The following is a 15631-nucleotide window of genomic DNA, read 5'->3' as shown; positions in this document are numbered from 1 at the left end:
TGCCGGGGCAAATACCGCGTTAGCTTTGACGCGCCGCCATTAGCAGCCGCTGTGAAAGGACAGCTTCAACACTTTCCGAAGTCTCGACTCCGACAATTGGGCGGCCAGGTTCGATTGTATACTTTAACGCCGTACTGCGGTGCATCCGGCTAAACTGATCCAGCGCACAAACACAGGACGCGAGCAGCTTTCTAGTTTCACTGCCGTGGCGCTCGATGACGGGCAAGATGGTTGCGAACTTAGGGAAGTCCGCTTTCCCTTCTAGCCAGCTTGGCTGGAGCCCCGAGCCGCCCTTGTCTGGCGACAACCAGCGAAATACCTCCTGGATGCATCCCTGTGGATAGTATTCTGACAACCGATACACATCCATATAGAATTGCGGTTTCTGATGGAAGAGTTCTTCACCGATCAGTAGCACCGAGACCGCGACGATGCGGGCAGAGAAACGGCCGCTTGGGCCCAGCCTATCCTTGTAAGGGTTTTTTCCGTAAAATACACGAAATTGGCCAAATAGATCGGGCGACATATGTTCATAAAAACGCGCCAGAACATAATTTGCTGACTCAAGGCGCTCCACGCATACCGCAAGACATTGACGCGCGTCCGCCCCGACCGCATCACGCAAAGCGAGTAGAGCGTCTATTGCCGACTGTAATTCACTCTCAATGAGTTGATGGCCAAGGCAAAAATCTCGCTCCTCGACCCCGACCGACCCGAGGCAATATACGCGTGGATCGCTCTGCAACGGATTCGTAAGGATCATATCTTCATAGGAGAGGACATCAATGCTAGGCTGCCGCTGCCGACTTACGCGTGCAAGTTGCCTCAGTGCCTCTCCCACCGTCAACTCGGCATCAACGGAATGAAGGCCGGCAAACGCAGACATCTGATAAGCACAATTAACGAGATACTGGATATCTGTCTTAGCGACCCCGAACTCGGATTGGGGCAGATTCAGCAGCTGCGCCTCATAGTCCGTCTCCGCAATCATTGCGTTAATGCTACGCCCAAGTGCCTTAACCGCTTCACCAGGTCGTGCACTGGCTTTGATCTCCGCGATACAGTGCGGCAGCTGATCGGCGACAAAATTGCTGAGAGGCCCAAAGGGGCGTTTTCGCTCCCGGCGATCAATGCTATCGCTCTGATGAGAAAATATCCCCTGCGCCCGATAAAGCGGCTGTTCCGGCTTGGAAAAGGACAACTTGGTGACCATTGACGAGCGCCCCCCGATTCACCGAAAGACAGCTTGCATTTCTGCACTTGACCCATATCTCGCCGCCGGCGAGTAATCGTGTTTTTCGAGCAGGTCAGTTCGTTTGTCTGTTATTCTGCTATCGTTGTACGCGACCCGCTCAAGCACATTGTCCGAGAAAAACAGCAGCGATATTGCGCCCGAATTGATAATGCCGGCCGCAGTTAATGAAAGCACGCCGTCGTTTGAGATGCGGACGAGTCCCGCCTTGCTTAAAAGTTCAAGCTCGCGGCCAAAGTATTTTTCAATCGACACTCCAAATTGTCCCTCGAAGCGGGAGAGCGACACCCCGCTGCTTCGCAAGGCAAACATCAATGTTCTGCGCATGAGATCGTCGTGCGACAGTACAGCACCTTTCCACACTGGTTTTTCGCCCGCTTCAACTCTAGATAGATAGCGATCTAAATCTGCTTCGTTATAGAACTGGCACTGGCTCATGTAGCCAAATCCGCCAAGCCCAAACGGAACAAGATTATTGTCGTTCCAGGAATCGTATTTGCGACGCTGTTGAACGGAGTGTGGCTGCGGCCTCTTAGTCCAGTAGAAAATCGGTCCATGTCGATAGCCAAGGCTGGTGAGGATGTGCTCCGCCATGAAATGCATTACGATGCGCTCCTTAGCTCCCGCGAATTGATATCGTCCTCTGGCCAATTGGCGAGCTATGGGATCCGTCGATTTAAACATCAATGGGAATATATTGAACTTCTCTATTCCCATGTCCAATAGGCCGATAAGTGAGTCGTACCAGCTCCGGAGCGTTTGCTCCGGCAACCCATACATCAAGTCAAGGGATAGGTTCTCAGCGCCCATATCATTAAGTAATTTTACGGTCCGGACCACCTCATCTACACCATGCCCACGGTTTAATATGCGCAAAATATTTCGATCCAGAGTTTGAACGCCAAGAACGAGGCGATTTACACCGCCACTAAGTAAAGTGGACACGCGATCCGCAGCATCATCATGCTTTACAAGTGAGGGATGCAATTCGAAACTCACTTCGGATTTCGATAAATCAAATCGCTTGTCGATTATACCAAACAGCGTTTTTAGTTGATGGTTGGTCAAAAATGAGGGGGTGCCACCCCCAAAAAAAGCAGTCTCAATAGCTTTGCCAGCGAGCGCCGCGTCTGACCAACTCATCTCTTTATCTAAGGCCGACAAATATCGTTCCACTCGCTCGGAGGATGGATTGATTTCCTTGGCGAAGTGGCAAAAGGTGCAATGCTGATTACAGAAAGGAATGTGGAAATAGAGGTCGATCGACGAGGCAATCTGAGCCAACAATTGCTCGCTACTCAGGTTGCTCATTGCCTTGAGGGGAGGATATGTACCAACGAGATAATCGTTGTGCGTGTCAAGATGCAAATTCTGCGACCTCAGCATATCTAGATTGATGTCGTACGAACGATCGATCGCAAGTTCCAAGGCCTCGGAATAGCTCGGCGCGTGCATTCTTTAGGACTCCTTAAGCTTTCGTGTGGAGGTGATGCGTGATGTGCATTCGCGCTACTACATCGGTGTTTTCTGCTTGGGCCAAGCAGTGCATTTCGATCAGCGATCCGTATTCCTCCCTGTTGATGCGGCAAAGGCTCTGGCGGGAACGCGCTCAACAGCGCAGCGTCTATGGCATTGATTTAGATCAATCGAGGAGGTTTCATTTGAACTATTGCGGCGACTGGGAGACCGCGCGCGGTCGTGCGGATCCACTACCGCCTCCTCGCAATAGACGTGCCAACAAAGACTTTTGTGCGGCCCTTGCCTGAAAGACCCGAAAACCAGTGCATCGCCGCGCCGACTGCGCCTCAAAGTCGGCTTTCGGACATACGCGTCTTCAACCGGACACGGCTGAACACGACATCTTCACTTTCCTGAAGAAGCTATTTATCCGCCTACCGGCAGCAGAACAGTCTGGCATCCGCCTTGCGCGAAATCGGGCGCATCGAACGGATCGTGTTCACCTTATACCAACGGTCAATTTGATTGACCGACGTGAGCCCATTCGCGCATTCCGATTGATGTGATGGTGTTTGGTCGTTCGATGAGCTCGCGCCAGGCCCCGCACGCGGCGTCGATGATGGCGTCGTAGCCTTCGAAGACGCGATTTGAGAGCCAGTTCTGGCGCAGATACTGCCAGACGTTCTCGACGGGGTTCAGCTCCGGCGCGCGGGGCGGCAGGAAGATTAGCGTGATGTTCTTGGGCACTTTCAGTTTGGCGGTGGTGTGCCAGCCGGCGCGGTCGAGCAGCAGAACGGCATGAGCGCGCCTGGCAACATGGCGGCTGATCTCGTCGAGATGAAGTTGCATGGCCTCCGTGTCGGCGAAGGGCAGCGCCAGCCCGGCTGCTATGCCACGCGCCGGGCAGATGGCGCCGAACAGATAGGCGCTCTTGTAGCGCTGGTCGGCCGGCTGACGGGGCCGCGTGCCGCGCCTGGCCCATTGCCGCACGATGCCATTCTTCTGGCCGATGCGGGCTTCGTCCTGGAACCAGATCTCGACCGGCTTGCCTTTGGGCAGGTCGGCCAGATGGGCGCTCAGCGTGCGCGGGAAGTTTTTTTATACGCCTCGACGATCTCGCCGTCCTGGCCCGGATGAAGTGGCCGGGCGCTGATATGGGAGAAGCCGAGCTGCTTCAAAAGCGTTCCGACGTAGCGCTCGTGATAGTCGACGCCGAAGCGTTCCTTGATGAGCCTCTGGAGATCAATGCGCCGCCAGCGCACGACGCCGTCGACGGCCCGGCCCGGCCCGGTCTCGACGATCCGTGCCAGTTCCGCCTTCTGCGACACCGACAGGCGCGGCTCCGGCCCGCCGTTCCAGGCGTCCTCGAGGCCGTCTGGACCAGCGTCGTTGAAACGGTGAACCCAATCCCGCAGGGTCTGCCGGTCCATGCCGCCGCCCCGGGCCGCATCCTCACGGCTCATCCCGTCGAGAACCGCTGCCAACGACAGCAGCCGACGGCTCTGCTTGCTATCCTTCGAACTCTTGGCCAGCCGCCGCAACTCGGCTGCCGAATAGTCCGTCCGCATCTTGATCGCTGATCCCATGGCGCGAATCCTCCTCGCCCCAATGGAATCACGGTTCCGCTCACTCCGGTATCCCAAGAGAGTCAGCCGTCAGATCCTTTAGTATTACAATGGTTTGAGGATCCGCTCTTGGGCAACTCGGGTAGCGTCGCCTTAAAATGTTGAAGGGCGCAGCAAAGGATTGCGACCCCTGTTCATGCGGCGCTCGACAAGGCGATATCGTTCCAGACGGCCATAGCGGCAGCACGAATATCGCGATGACCGGCAGCTGTCAGATGTTTGCGGTGAAGGTTGAAGAGGTTGGCGATCGGGCCGTGGATGGAGATGAAGCGCTGGTATTGCCCCGCCGACTTGAACCGGATCATGCCTCGCTCTCGTCGTCGAACAGCCATATGCGAGTTCTCCGCCCGGTTATTGAGAGCTTTGTGCGAACAATGCTCGACACCGGGCATGATTTCCCTCTTGGCTGCGTCGTAGGATCTGAGCCTGTTAGTGATCATGACACGCGGTGTGATGCCTTGTCCTTTCAGCAGCTTTCACATCAGCTTCATGGCTGCCTTCTTGTTCCGGCGGCTCTGGATCAAAGCGTCAACAACAAAACTATCGCGCATTGCCTCGTCTGAATTGCTCCTGAATGTTAAGCCGTTGCCTCATCTGATCTGCTCCCAGCAGTTGTGTGGCAGGAGCAGATCAGATGAGGCGGGTAAGCGTGGCGACACGGAATGAATTGGTAGACGCAGTGAGGGAGCGCTATGTGCGAGTCGGCCGTGCCGAAAAGGCGCGCATTCTCGACGAATTTGTTGCCGTGAGCGGGTTTCACCGCAAGCACGCAATGCGGCTGTTGCGGAAGGGCCCGCCTCCGTCTCGTTCGGGGCCGAGACCCGAGCGCCGCATTTATGACGATGCCGTTCGTGAAGCGCTGATCGTGCTCTGGGAGGCGTCGGACAGGATCTGTGGCAAACGACTGAAGGCGCTGGTTCCTATTCTGGTCGAGGCGATGGAGCGTCACGGACATCTTCGTTTGACCGCGGAAATCCGCAGTCGGCTTCTGACGATGAGCGCGGCGACAATCGACCGTGTTCTTCGCGGGGCTCGAGAGACCGCCGGAGGACGGGCACGGCGCCGCAGCGCGGTATCCACGGCGCTACGACGGAGCATTCCGATTCGTACTTTCTCCGACTGGCAGGACCCCTCCGCCCGGATTTGTCGAGCTGACCTGGTGGCGCACAGTGGACCGGTGACGAGCGGCAGCTTTATTCAAACGCTTTGTCTCACCGACATTGCGAGCGGGTGGACGGAATGCGCTCCCCTGCTTGTCCGTGAGCAGAAGCTGCTGAGCGAGGTGCTAACGGAACTGCGGCGGCTCCTGCCATTCAAACTTCTCGGGTTCGATACGGACAATGACAGCGTGTTCCTGAATGAGACTGTGCGCGATTACTGCCGGGACGGTGGCATCGAGTTCACCCGCTGCCGGCCTTACCGCAAGAATGACCAAGCATTTGTCGAGCAGAAGAACGGCGCCGTTGTTCGCCGCATTGTCGGCTATCGCCGGCTGGAGGGACTTGAAGCCGCCGCAGCGCTCGCGCAGCTCTATTCGACGGTGCGGCTGTTCGTGAACTTCTTCCAGCCGTCGTTCAAGCTGGCTGAAAAGGAGCGTGACGGTGCCCGGGTGCGCAAGCGGTATTATCCTCCTGCAACTCCCTGCCAGCGGCTGCTGGAAGACCGGCGGACGCCGGAATCCGTTCGAATGGAGCTGTTGCAAATATATGCGCGGCTGGATCCCGTCAGGCTGCTGAGGGACATGAGATTCGCACAACAGCGTCTTGTCGCCATCGCCGATCAATCCCCCACACCGGCGCCCGTGGTGACCGAGCCGCGCTCGATCGGTTCCTCTCAGGGTTGCGAACTGCCTGGAAGGAGGGCGAAATCCGCCCCACCGCGAAGCTGAAACCAAAGCAAAAGCGAGAACGGCGGCGACCTGATCCTTTTGCAGGAGTCACCGACCGATTGCGTGCTTGGTTTGACGAAGAACCGTGGCGGACGAGCCGGGAACTGCTCGAGCGTCTGCAGGCGGAGTACCCAGAGAAGTACCCCGATCTCCTTTTGCGCACACTGCAACGCCGGGTGAAGATATGGCGCAAGGAAAGGGCTCACGCGATGGTGTTTGGTGCGTCGCCGTCGGTCGCGACCGTCAAGACAATGGCCAACTGAACGGCCGCAGCCGCGGGGAACATCCTGGTGAGGCAACGGAGGAATCGTTCAGGAACATTCGGTGATGAGGCAATACGCGCTCGCAGCTTCATTGTCGCGCCGCAGCCCGACAGGCTGATCATAGATTTGATCTATCAAGCGGTCATGCGCATGCGTGCCGGCAACCAGCCGTCCGCTCCGTATGTCATCATTGTCAATATTTCTCTTGGGAATGTCAGACGCCCGTTTGCGGGCAGCTCTCGCCTTGGGCGCGGCTTCTCGACAGATTGGCATACCGTTTCGGCATCCTCTTTCTGGTCAGCGCCGGCAATGTCACCTCTCAATTTCCTGTTCCCGCATTTGCAAACAGGATTGCATTCGAGGACGCCAACGCAGAACAACGCGCACAAGGCGTTATCAACGCCGTCGCGGCATTGCTCGCTGACCGCCGATTGCTGTCGCCGTCGGAAGCGATCAACGGATTGACGGTCGGCGCGCGCAATCTGGATTGGGTGCCGGCCGCTGAGCGTGCTTTGGCACGCGCGAACGTCAATCCTTACTCAGAACTAGACACGGCAAACCCATCCAGCGCACTCGGCCCCGGCTTTGCCGGCTCGGTCAAGCCCGAGTTTCTTATGCCAGGTGCACGCGAGCATCTTCGCGTGATTGGCAGCTCGCAGTGCATCACGGTCGCACCCGCGGGCCCAAGCCGAGGAGCGGGCTTAAAGGTAGCGGCGCCACCTCGACCTGGCCTTGAGAATGCCGAGGGTTTCACGAACGGGACAAGTGCGGCAACCGCGCTCGCCTGCCGGACTGTGCACCGCATCCACGATGCTCTCGAAATGGCCTACGGGCAGGAGTTGCTGCAACTGACGAACACGCAACGAGCGGTTCTCATCAAAGCCTTGCTTGTCCACCCCGCCCGTTGGCCGAATGCAGCGGCCGGGTTGGTCAAACAGCTTCTCAGGCCATTTGGGCAAGGTCAAGCCCCACGCCAAAATGACAATATCCGCCGTATTCTCGGGTATGGCATTTACAATAGCGACGATGCAGTTGCGTGCGCAGCGGACCGAGCCACCTTTTGGTGTGTTGGTTCACTCGGCCGCGAGCGGAGCGTCGATGTACTAGTCCCGATCCCAGCTGCGCTAGGCGGGCAGGCCCGGGATCATTTGGTGTCTGCGACGCTCGCATGGTTTACGCCGGTCATTCCTGGCCGGAAATCATATCGAGCGGTGAAAATGAGGATCCTTGATCCCGCCGAAGTTGCCGGGCTTGGCGTATCCGCCGATGTCTGGCAACCGGACGGGAACCAGACAAATCGCGGAACCGTCTTCACCCGGGTGTGGAGCGGCGCGCAGGCCGCGGTCGTCGCCGAAGGCATGAGCTTGCAGGCGAAAATTCAAAGAGATGCCGATCCGGCCGCGCCGGTCGACGAGTTGGTGCCATTTTGCCTCGCGGGTCTCTCTCGCAATGCCCGGTGAGATTCGGCTCTATGATCAAGTGCGGGCCCGCGTTCAGCCGCGTCCGGCGCAACGTGCCGCTCCAAAATGCAACCGATAAACAATACGCGACGGTATGTGCTGGCGCCGGAGGGTCTACCGGGCTTAGACGAAAAGACCTTATGTCAGCCACCTTTACCCGTCGCGAATGTCCTGTATGTGGCAACTGGTATGGCCGCACGATCGCCATCGCTTGGCTCGATAGCCTTGTTGTCGAGCAAATCGCGCGGATCGTTGACCATTACCGCCAGGTTATGGCGCGTCGAACAGCCAAGCGGCTGGTGGAAGGACTTGTCAGTGAGTAAAGCGCCGGAATACGACGGACAGACAGGGGGGCGGGCATGATAGACAATCGCCTCTATTCGCACTGCGCCACCGTCGTGTTGGTCGAGCAAATGGATGCTGTAAGCGTCGAGGCCCATCTGCCTGGCCTGATGGACTGCCTCTGCGCTGAGCTGGGACGACCCGCTGATAAGCAGGTGGAGGGCATCGCGCCGACCGCGACTGGCCCTGTCAAGGAAGACACGCAAGCGCTGCCGTCCGGAAGCGCGAAGGCTCTCTAAGGTCAGGACGGTGGTCTCCTGTCGGATAAGGATTGGTGCCGATGGCTCGACATCGATCGGCGTAGTGCTTGTGCAGCCACTTACGCTTGCCGTCAGAGCGATCTGGAGAACTATGATCCGCAACGTCATTGGCCGACAGCTATTCTATGATGAAGCCAGGACCGCCCTTGGCGCCTGGCGCGCCGGTGCGGGCAGTCGCGCGGCCTGGCGGCGGACTTGCCAACGAATTCGTCGGAGTGCCTCCCGCGTCCAAAGTCGGCGCCGGCGGGTCCGTGGGTGCGCTCATCTGGTCGGGGTTGGAGCCTGGCCTTACGATGTAGGGCGTAACCAGAATAACCAGTTCCGACTCTTCCTTTCGAAACGAGGACGAGCGGAACAGCGCGCCAAGGATCGGCATTTCGCCGAGCCATGGAAAAGCACTGATATCATTGTTGACGTTACGCCTGATGAGACCACCAATTGCGAAGCTCTGCCCACTGGCGAGTTCGACTACCGTGTCGGCTCGGCGCGTGGAAACTGCTGGCACTGAGATACCGTTGATCTCAACGGCACCTTGTGCCGAAAGTTCACTGACTTCCGGCTTTACGTGAATATTGATTAGGTTGTTGTTGAGAACGGTTGGCACGAATTCCAGGCTGACGCCGAAGTGACGGAACTCTACCGAGACTTGCCTATTTTCCTGCTGGACAGGAATGGGAAATTCGCCGCCGGCAAGGAAGCTGGCGGTTTCACCGGACATAGCGGTAAGGTTCGGCTCAGCCAACACCGAAGCGATGTTCTCCTTGGCGAGCGCGTCGAGAACCGCGCCGACGTTGACAGCACCATTGTCGAATCCGATTTCTGCTGTACCGCCACCATTCGCCGCTCCAGAGCCACCACCTTTGCCGCTTAACAAACCCACTCTGAAGTTGCCGATTTGACCGAAGGCGGACAGGTTAATGCCGAGTGCCTTCATGGCGCTACGGGAGACCTCTGCTACGCGCACACTGAGATTAACCTGCAAGGATCCGGCGACCTTGATGTTATTGACGACCTGCGCACCGTCACCGAGAAATTGCTCAGTAACCCTTTTGGCAGTGTCGGCGGCCTCGGCGTCGGGCGCTGTACCGCTTAGGATTGCGCCGCGCGGCGTATAGTTGACGCGGATCGGATAATCGCCGACCTGGTCCCTCAACATAGCGCGCAGATCCCCGATCGGTTGGCTGACCACAATCCGTAACTCGGCGAGTGCCTCGCCGTTTTTGTCCAGGGCGAACAGGCTGGTTCGCCCGGATTTCTTGCCGAAGACGAAGATGGTGCTACTCGAGGGTGCCTGATAATCGGCGATCGTCGGGTCGGCAACAAAGATGGTCGCGGCTGGCGCCGGCAAATGAACTGTCTTGCCGAGCGAAGAGGAGAGGTTCAGCGTGGTGTTGATGCTGTTGGAAGCGGCACGGGGCGCCCCCGCATCCGGCTTGTTCTGGGCAGCCGCAGAAAGTGGAGATAGCAGAACGAGCGCGCAGAGGAGATGGCCCAAGTAAGGAGAGACGGCAGGTCTCGAACCGACGATGAGAGTCGGCCGCCGATTGGTGTCAGGATGACGAGTTGGAACGATTTTCAAGGCAGTCTTTTCTTTCAAATTCGACCAACTATGCAGATACACCGTCGGTCAATTCAAGAATGTAGCCAATGCCGCGCACGGTCGTGATTCGTGGCGTTGCACCTGACCTGCACAGATGTCCCCGTAAGCGATAGATTCCGACTTCAAGCGCGTTGCCAGATATTTCGTCGTTGAACGAATAGATGTGATCTTCCAACTGCGCACGTGGCACGATGCGGCCCGCACGGTTTAGCAGATGCTCTAGAATACATAGTTCGCGGCGTGCCATCCTCAGCGGTTGATCGGCAACCGAAACCTCTCGGCCGATTGGATCGAAGTGGAGATTGCCAAATACTATGATGGGGTCGGTCTTCTGTGTCGACCGGCGCAGAACGGCTCTCATTCTGGCGATAAGCTCGTCGGTAGAGAATGGCTTGAGCAGAAAATCGTCCGCGCCACCATTGAAAATCGCAATTCGCTTATCGAGATCGTCGAGGTTACTCATAACGAGGGCAGGAACTGAGTGTCCCTCGCTCCTAAGCTGCCTCAGCCAATCCAAGCCATCGCCATCTGGTAGAGCCAACTCCAGCAGGAGAATTTCATAGCTCGCGCAAGAAAATGCACTCGACGCTTGGTCCAGGCTACCAACGACATCAACGGCAAAGCCGTTTTCCGCGAGCGCAACTGGCACTGTGTGCGTAAGATCCGCATGATGATCCACGAGCAGCGTTCGCATTTCTTCTCCTTTCAAGGGAGGACAATCCATTGCACACGCCACCGTGGGCTCTGAGATCGGGGCGACAGCAGAAGTCGCGGAAGTCGAAACTAGCGCGGGATGCGAGCAACCCGATTTCGATTTCTCTGCGCATCGATCCTCCTAGTGCGGTCCCCCGCATTCGTTAGGCTTGCGTTGCCCTCCAGACCCCCAATGATTCGATGACTGAGGCTTAGCTATCGAGAAGCTGGCCCATTGAACAAATCGATTGTTCGAATGAGGTCGCATCCACGTGATGGATGCATCTAGCATATTCACCCACCTCAACTCGCGCGCACGCTGCCATTGCGCGGCGACAATTAGGGTGTCCGGTTGAGCGACAACTATGATGGCCGGTAGGAGCGCTTGTCAGGTCCGGTCGAAGGGAGGGGCGTGGCCCCCTCAAGCTCATCCATCGCGACACGCTGCGGCTGTTCGGTCAATATCACCGGATGGAGAAGGGACGACACTGGAGGTGTCGGAACCACACTGGGGGCAGGCCTGGACAGGGGCTGCCGCTGCCGAGGCTTGTAGGACTCCTGCGGCATTGCATTTGCGTAGCAACAGCCATTCGCGCTTGACAGGTTGATCTTCGCGTCGCGCGGCGAGCTTGCGGTCGATCAGTGCGTGGAGCCTCAGGAGATGGAGATCAGGGCCCTCAAAGGCCTGTCAGCTATCCAAAAGATGAATGATAATTATTGCTATAATCAATTACATCAATCGTCCAAGGCTCTAATATATCGATCCCAAGGCGGTCATGCCCCGCCCCTCTCTATTATACTAAAGGATCTGACGGCTGACTCTCTTGGGATACCGGAGTGAGCGGAACCGTGATTCCATTGGGGCGAGGAGGATTCGCGCCATGGGATCAGCGATCAAGATGCGGACGGACTATTCGGCAGCCGAGTTGCGGCGGCTGGCCAAGAGTTCGAAGGATAGCAAGCAGAGCCGTCGGCTGCTGTCGTTGGCAGCGGTTCTCGACGGGATGAGCCGTGAGGATGCGGCCCGGGGCGGCGGCATGGACCGGCAGACCCTGCGGGATTGGGTTCACCGTTTCAACGACGCTGGTCCAGACGGCCTCGAGGACGCCTGGAACGGCGGGCCGGAGCCGCGCCTGTCGGTGTCGCAGAAGGCGGAACTGGCACGGATCGTCGAGACCGGGCTGGACCGGGCCGTCGACGGCGTCGTGCGCTGGCGGCGCATTGATCTCCAGAGGCTCATCAAGGAACGCTTCGGCGTCGACTATCACGAGCGCTACGTCGGAACGCTTTTGAAGCAGCTCGGCTTCTCCCATATCAGCGCCCGGCCACTTCATCCGGGCCAGGACGGCGAGATCGTCGAGGCGTATAAAAAAACTTCCCGCGCACGCTGAGCGCCCATCTGGCCGACCTGCCCAAAGGCAAGCCGGTCGAGATCTGGTTCCAGGACGAAGCCCGCATCGGCCAGAAGAATGGCATCGTGCGGCAATGGGCCAGGCGCGGCACGCGGCCCCGTCAGCCGGCCGACCAGCGCTACAAGAGCGCCTATCTGTTCGGCGCCATCTGCCCGGCGCGTGGCATAGCAGCCGGGCTGGCGCTGCCCTTCGCCGACACGGAGGCCATGCAACTTCATCTCGACGAGATCAGCCGCCATGTTGCCAGGCGCGCTCATGCCGTTCTGCTGCTCGACCGCGCCGGCTGGCACACCACCGCCAAACTGAAAGTGCTCAAGAACATCACGCTAATCTTCCTGCCGCCCCGCGCGCCGGAGCTGAACCCCGTCGAGAACGTCTGGCAGTATCTGCGCCAGAACTGGCTCTCAAATCGCGTCTTCGAAGGCTACGACGCCATCATCGACGCCGCGTGCGGGGCCTGGCGCGAGCTCATCGAACGACCAAACACCATCACATCAATCGGAATGCGCGAATGGGCTCACGTCGGTCAATCAAATTGACCGTTGGTATTACTGCGTCGGTTGGGACTGCTGGGGACAATTCGGAGGCCAACATGTGCGGGATTGTTGGCATCGTTTGGCAACTGCCGGTATCGGAGCGATTGGTCAACGCCTTGAAGCATCTCGAACATCGCAGCTATGATTCGGCCGGCGTTGCGACGATCACCGAAGCGCCTTGCACCGCCGGCGCGCCGCGGGCAGGGCGCGCCGCCGCGCCTCCAGCCTCGATGCGCATGAAGCCTTCATCGTCGGGCTGATCGAGGAGCGCAAGGACATCGGCGAGATCAATCAGAGGTCATTGTCGATAGCTAAAGGAATAAATTCTTGATCCCATCAGGTGCTGGAGAGGTTGGTAGCTTATGCGGTGGTCCCGAAACAACTAGCTTTAGCTTAAGCCATTATGAGCAAGCATTTGGCGTCCGTCCTGACGACCGTGAATGGGCCCTACAGCGTACAGCTGGACTATGCAGGTCTGGCTTATTGCCTGGCGGATCTCAAGTTGGCCAAACAGCATCCTGGTCATGTCAGCGCCTTTCTTGGCGAGGTTCCCCTCGCACTGCAGGTCGAGTTCGCTGTCGTGCACCACATCCCGGTCCTCGACCTGAAGGCCTTCGCCACTGCGTTCTCCGCCTGGTCCGGCGAGAGCTATCCGCTCGCTGCGTGATGGCCGAACACGATAGCCGGCGCCCTTCCGAATGGCGGCGGCTTTTTAGCATCGCCGTCGATCTGATTGATCAGCTTCGGGAGAATGCCGGCGGTCACGACTTCGAATGGTCGTTTGGCGGTGGGACGGCTATGATGATCCAGATCGGCCATCGTGAAAGCCATGACATCGATGTTTTCCTCGATGACCCGCAACTGCTTGGCTTCATCGACCCGTCCAGAAGCCGCCTGCGCTTTGAGCCGATGCCATCGGACTATCAGGGTTACGGGCTTCGATTTCAAAAGTTCGCCTTCGAAGGCATCGGCGAAACCGACTTCATCGTAGCCGGAGTCCTGACCAAGACGCCCTTCAAGACATATGATGTCGAAGGGAGGGCGGTTCGGCTCGAGACCATTCCCGAAATCATTGCCAAGAAGGTCTATTATCGCGGCTCCCAAGCCAGGCCTCGTGACATCTTCGACATTGCAGCCGCTGCCCGGTCGCAACTCGGCGAAGTCGTCGATGCCTTGCGCGTTTCCGCACAGGTCGCGCGCACCAGGGAACGGTCGGAAAAGCTCAATCCGGAATTCGTTAGTCGTGCCACCGCACAGTCGATGATCATGGCCGACTATGAAGCGTCGGCCGCCAACAGTCTGGATGCTGCGATCGCTGTGCTTGATAGGCGTTGTCATCGTCCAAGCCGACCTGGTCGCCTCCCCTCCGGATCGTTGCCGGGCAGGGGAGGGGCTTTTTCTACAACGCCGACCCCTTGGTGAGGTTGACCCGGAAGCGGTCGCGGCGCAGTTGATATTTTCGGGTCATCTCAGCGCTGGTGTGCCCGAGCTGTTTCTGCACGTAGCTAGTGCGCAGTGTCTGCCAACCAGAGGCGCACATCCTGAATCGAGCGCATGAGGACGGAAGGATTGTCCCGTGCGGCGATGAAGCCCCAACTGTGCCAATAGCGCTCGGCCTCGGTGTCAATTGCCCTGACCACGACCGCGCGGCCACCGACGATGTCGGCGCCGGCGATGCAGCGCCGCAGCGCGTCCTTTACCAGTCCGCTGCCGACGCCACGCCCCACGTAGTTTTGATCGACCGCGAGTTGTCCGATCAAAAGGCAAGGGATCGGATCCGGTGGGCGACCCGTGCGGATCGAGCGAGGCGCACTGTTCGGCTGGATCACGCTGGGTGCGAGCCCATAATAACCGACCACGGTTCTGTCGTTGTGAATAACCAGGACTCGGGTAAACCCGCGAGCCTGGTTGGTCCGCGCAAAGCCGAGCAGCCATGCGTTGAGGGCGGGCTTGCCGCAATCGAATGCGTCTAGACGATGCGTGTCGTCCAGCAGTTCTATGCCTGAAAGCGCCACCTAGCTTTCCCAAGGGGCAAACCGGCGGAGCCGCTCCGCCGCCTTAGGCGGCGGAGGGCTTGCTGGGGCGGCGATCGCCTGCATGAATGCATTGTAGGCGTCCGGCGACAGGCGAATGACGGTCGCGTTGAGGATTGCCGCCTGCGCTTCGTGCAGTGCGGCGCGGCGCATGAACTCGGTGCGAGACAGGCCTAGCAGTTCCGCGCCGCGGTCGATAATGGTCAGATCGTCATCGCGAAACCGCATCGAGACGGGCGTTTCCTTCCTGGGGCCTGTCGCGGCCATGGCGCTCTCTCCTGTGTGCGAGCGTATATATACGTTTGTAACGCAGATCGCAATACATCGTGACGCCCGGGCCCTGTGCCCGGGTGGCGGCAAACGCGACGAGCCTTTGCACCGACCCGTCCCGGATCCGGGCACTATCGAGCCGTGGCATGGGATGCCGAGGGCCCGGCGCTCGCTTCCTTGGCGAACGCTCTGGCGAAGCGGCCCATGGCCTTCGTCTACCAGCCGCGCGCGCACCTGCCGCTCGGCCTTTCCATGTCGAATGATCGGGCTGAAGCGCTGGCCGGCATCCTCCAGCGCTACCCCGAGGTAGGCATCATCGAGGACGATCCGCTAGGCCCGCTCTGCGGCACGCCGGCCGCAAGCGTGGGATCCCGACCAGACGATCCTGATCCGGTCGTTCTGCAAGGCTCTCGGCCTGGACCTGCGCTCGAGCGTCATCGGCGGCAATGCGCGGCATGTGCAGGCGATCCCGCTAGCAGCGCTCGCATGGCCTGGGCATGATCAGCCGCATCCTGCAAGGCGCGCTAGGACCAATCCAC

14 protein-coding genes and 2 pseudogenes are annotated in these 15631 nt (G+C 58.7%); 7 read left to right on the top strand and 9 right to left on the bottom strand.

Annotated features, from left to right (window positions below; genetic code table 11):
* Positions 1 to 19 precede the first annotated feature (19 nt).
* The 4 genes and pseudogenes from ACFSQT_RS03720 to ACFSQT_RS03705 form a co-directional block, all read right to left on the bottom strand.
* Positions 20 to 1213, bottom strand: coding sequence for a hypothetical protein (locus ACFSQT_RS03720; protein ID WP_379017072.1), 1194 nt, complete (start codon positions 1211 to 1213; stop codon positions 20 to 22).
* 18 nt (positions 1214 to 1231) lie between these two features.
* On the bottom strand, positions 1232 to 2707 hold the full coding sequence (locus tag ACFSQT_RS03715) for a coproporphyrinogen-III oxidase family protein (protein WP_379017071.1): 1476 nt from the start codon (positions 2705 to 2707) through the stop codon (positions 1232 to 1234).
* A 519-nt stretch (positions 2708 to 3226) separates the two neighbouring features.
* A protein-coding gene (locus tag ACFSQT_RS03710; protein ID WP_379017069.1) for an IS630 family transposase occupies positions 3227 to 4296 on the bottom strand; the annotation gives its coding sequence in 2 pieces (ribosomal slippage) (positions 3227 to 3810 and positions 3810 to 4296; 1071 coding nt in all).
* Between the two features lie 173 nt (positions 4297 to 4469).
* A pseudogene (locus ACFSQT_RS03705) lies at positions 4470 to 4880 on the bottom strand (DDE-type integrase/transposase/recombinase); the annotation flags it as partial.
* An 89-nt stretch (positions 4881 to 4969) separates the two neighbouring features.
* Here ACFSQT_RS03705 and ACFSQT_RS03700 point away from each other — a divergent pair.
* Positions 4970 to 6486 (top strand): annotated as a pseudogene (locus ACFSQT_RS03700) (transposase).
* 266 nt (positions 6487 to 6752) lie between these two features.
* The gene (locus tag ACFSQT_RS03695) at positions 6753 to 7946 is read left to right on the top strand and encodes a S8 family serine peptidase (RefSeq protein ID WP_379017068.1); all 1194 of its coding nucleotides are present in this window, start codon (positions 6753 to 6755) and stop codon (positions 7944 to 7946) included.
* Between the two features lie 143 nt (positions 7947 to 8089).
* Here ACFSQT_RS03695 and ACFSQT_RS03690 read toward each other — a convergent pair whose 3' ends face one another.
* The 3 genes from ACFSQT_RS03690 to ACFSQT_RS03680 are packed head-to-tail and all read right to left on the bottom strand — an operon-like array spanning position 8090 to position 10842.
* Positions 8090 to 8656, bottom strand: a complete 567-nt coding sequence (locus ACFSQT_RS03690) for a CpaD family pilus assembly lipoprotein (protein WP_379017066.1) — start codon at positions 8654 to 8656, stop codon at positions 8090 to 8092.
* A 10-nt stretch (positions 8657 to 8666) separates the two neighbouring features.
* Positions 8667 to 10127 carry a type II and III secretion system protein family protein gene (locus ACFSQT_RS03685; protein WP_167392277.1) on the bottom strand — a complete coding sequence of 487 codons (1461 nt, stop codon included), beginning with the start codon at positions 10125 to 10127 and terminating at the stop codon, positions 8667 to 8669.
* Positions 10128 to 10155: 28 nt separating this feature from the next.
* Complete coding sequence (locus ACFSQT_RS03680; RefSeq protein WP_379017064.1) at positions 10156 to 10842, bottom strand: response regulator; 687 nt, start codon at positions 10840 to 10842, stop codon at positions 10156 to 10158.
* An 880-nt stretch (positions 10843 to 11722) separates the two neighbouring features.
* On the opposite strand from ACFSQT_RS03680, the gene ACFSQT_RS03675 reads away from it, so the two are divergent.
* From ACFSQT_RS03675 to ACFSQT_RS03660, 4 genes are all read left to right on the top strand, one after another.
* Positions 11723 to 12792 (top strand): IS630 family transposase gene (locus tag ACFSQT_RS03675; RefSeq protein WP_379017062.1). Its coding sequence is split into 2 segments (ribosomal slippage): positions 11723 to 12209 and positions 12209 to 12792, totalling 1071 coding nucleotides; the frame shifts between segments, so codons are not numbered across the junction.
* A 53-nt stretch (positions 12793 to 12845) separates the two neighbouring features.
* Positions 12846 to 13049, top strand: a complete 204-nt coding sequence (locus ACFSQT_RS03670; RefSeq protein ID WP_379017199.1) for a hypothetical protein — start codon at positions 12846 to 12848, stop codon at positions 13047 to 13049.
* Positions 13050 to 13204: 155 nt separating this feature from the next.
* Positions 13205 to 13456 (top strand): hypothetical protein, encoded by a 252-nt coding sequence (locus ACFSQT_RS03665; RefSeq protein WP_379017061.1) that lies wholly within the window; start codon positions 13205 to 13207, stop codon positions 13454 to 13456.
* Positions 13456 to 14211 (top strand): nucleotidyl transferase AbiEii/AbiGii toxin family protein, encoded by a 756-nt coding sequence (locus ACFSQT_RS03660; RefSeq protein WP_379017060.1) that lies wholly within the window; start codon positions 13456 to 13458, stop codon positions 14209 to 14211. Before ACFSQT_RS03665 ends, ACFSQT_RS03660 begins: the two co-directional genes overlap by 1 nt.
* Positions 14212 to 14294: 83 nt before the next feature.
* On the opposite strand, the gene ACFSQT_RS03655 is transcribed toward ACFSQT_RS03660, so the two are convergent.
* Together ACFSQT_RS03655 and ACFSQT_RS03650 are read right to left on the bottom strand one after the other, a co-directional pair.
* Complete coding sequence (locus tag ACFSQT_RS03655) at positions 14295 to 14804, bottom strand: GNAT family N-acetyltransferase (RefSeq protein ID WP_379017058.1); 510 nt, start codon at positions 14802 to 14804, stop codon at positions 14295 to 14297.
* Complete coding sequence (locus ACFSQT_RS03650; RefSeq protein WP_095090048.1) at positions 14805 to 15089, bottom strand: type II toxin-antitoxin system TacA family antitoxin; 285 nt, start codon at positions 15087 to 15089, stop codon at positions 14805 to 14807.
* 207 nt (positions 15090 to 15296) lie between these two features.
* Between ACFSQT_RS03650 and ACFSQT_RS03645 the strand changes: the two genes are divergently transcribed.
* The gene (locus ACFSQT_RS03645) at positions 15297 to 15593 is read left to right on the top strand and encodes a transcriptional regulator domain-containing protein (protein ID WP_379017057.1); all 297 of its coding nucleotides are present in this window, start codon (positions 15297 to 15299) and stop codon (positions 15591 to 15593) included.
* Positions 15594 to 15631: the final 38 nt, after the last annotated feature.

Origin of the sequence: Mesorhizobium calcicola (assembly GCF_042682105.1) — a bacterium.
Classification (GTDB): Bacteria; Pseudomonadota; Alphaproteobacteria; order Rhizobiales; family Rhizobiaceae; genus Mesorhizobium; species Mesorhizobium calcicola.
This window is presented reverse-complemented; position numbering and strand designations above follow the sequence as displayed.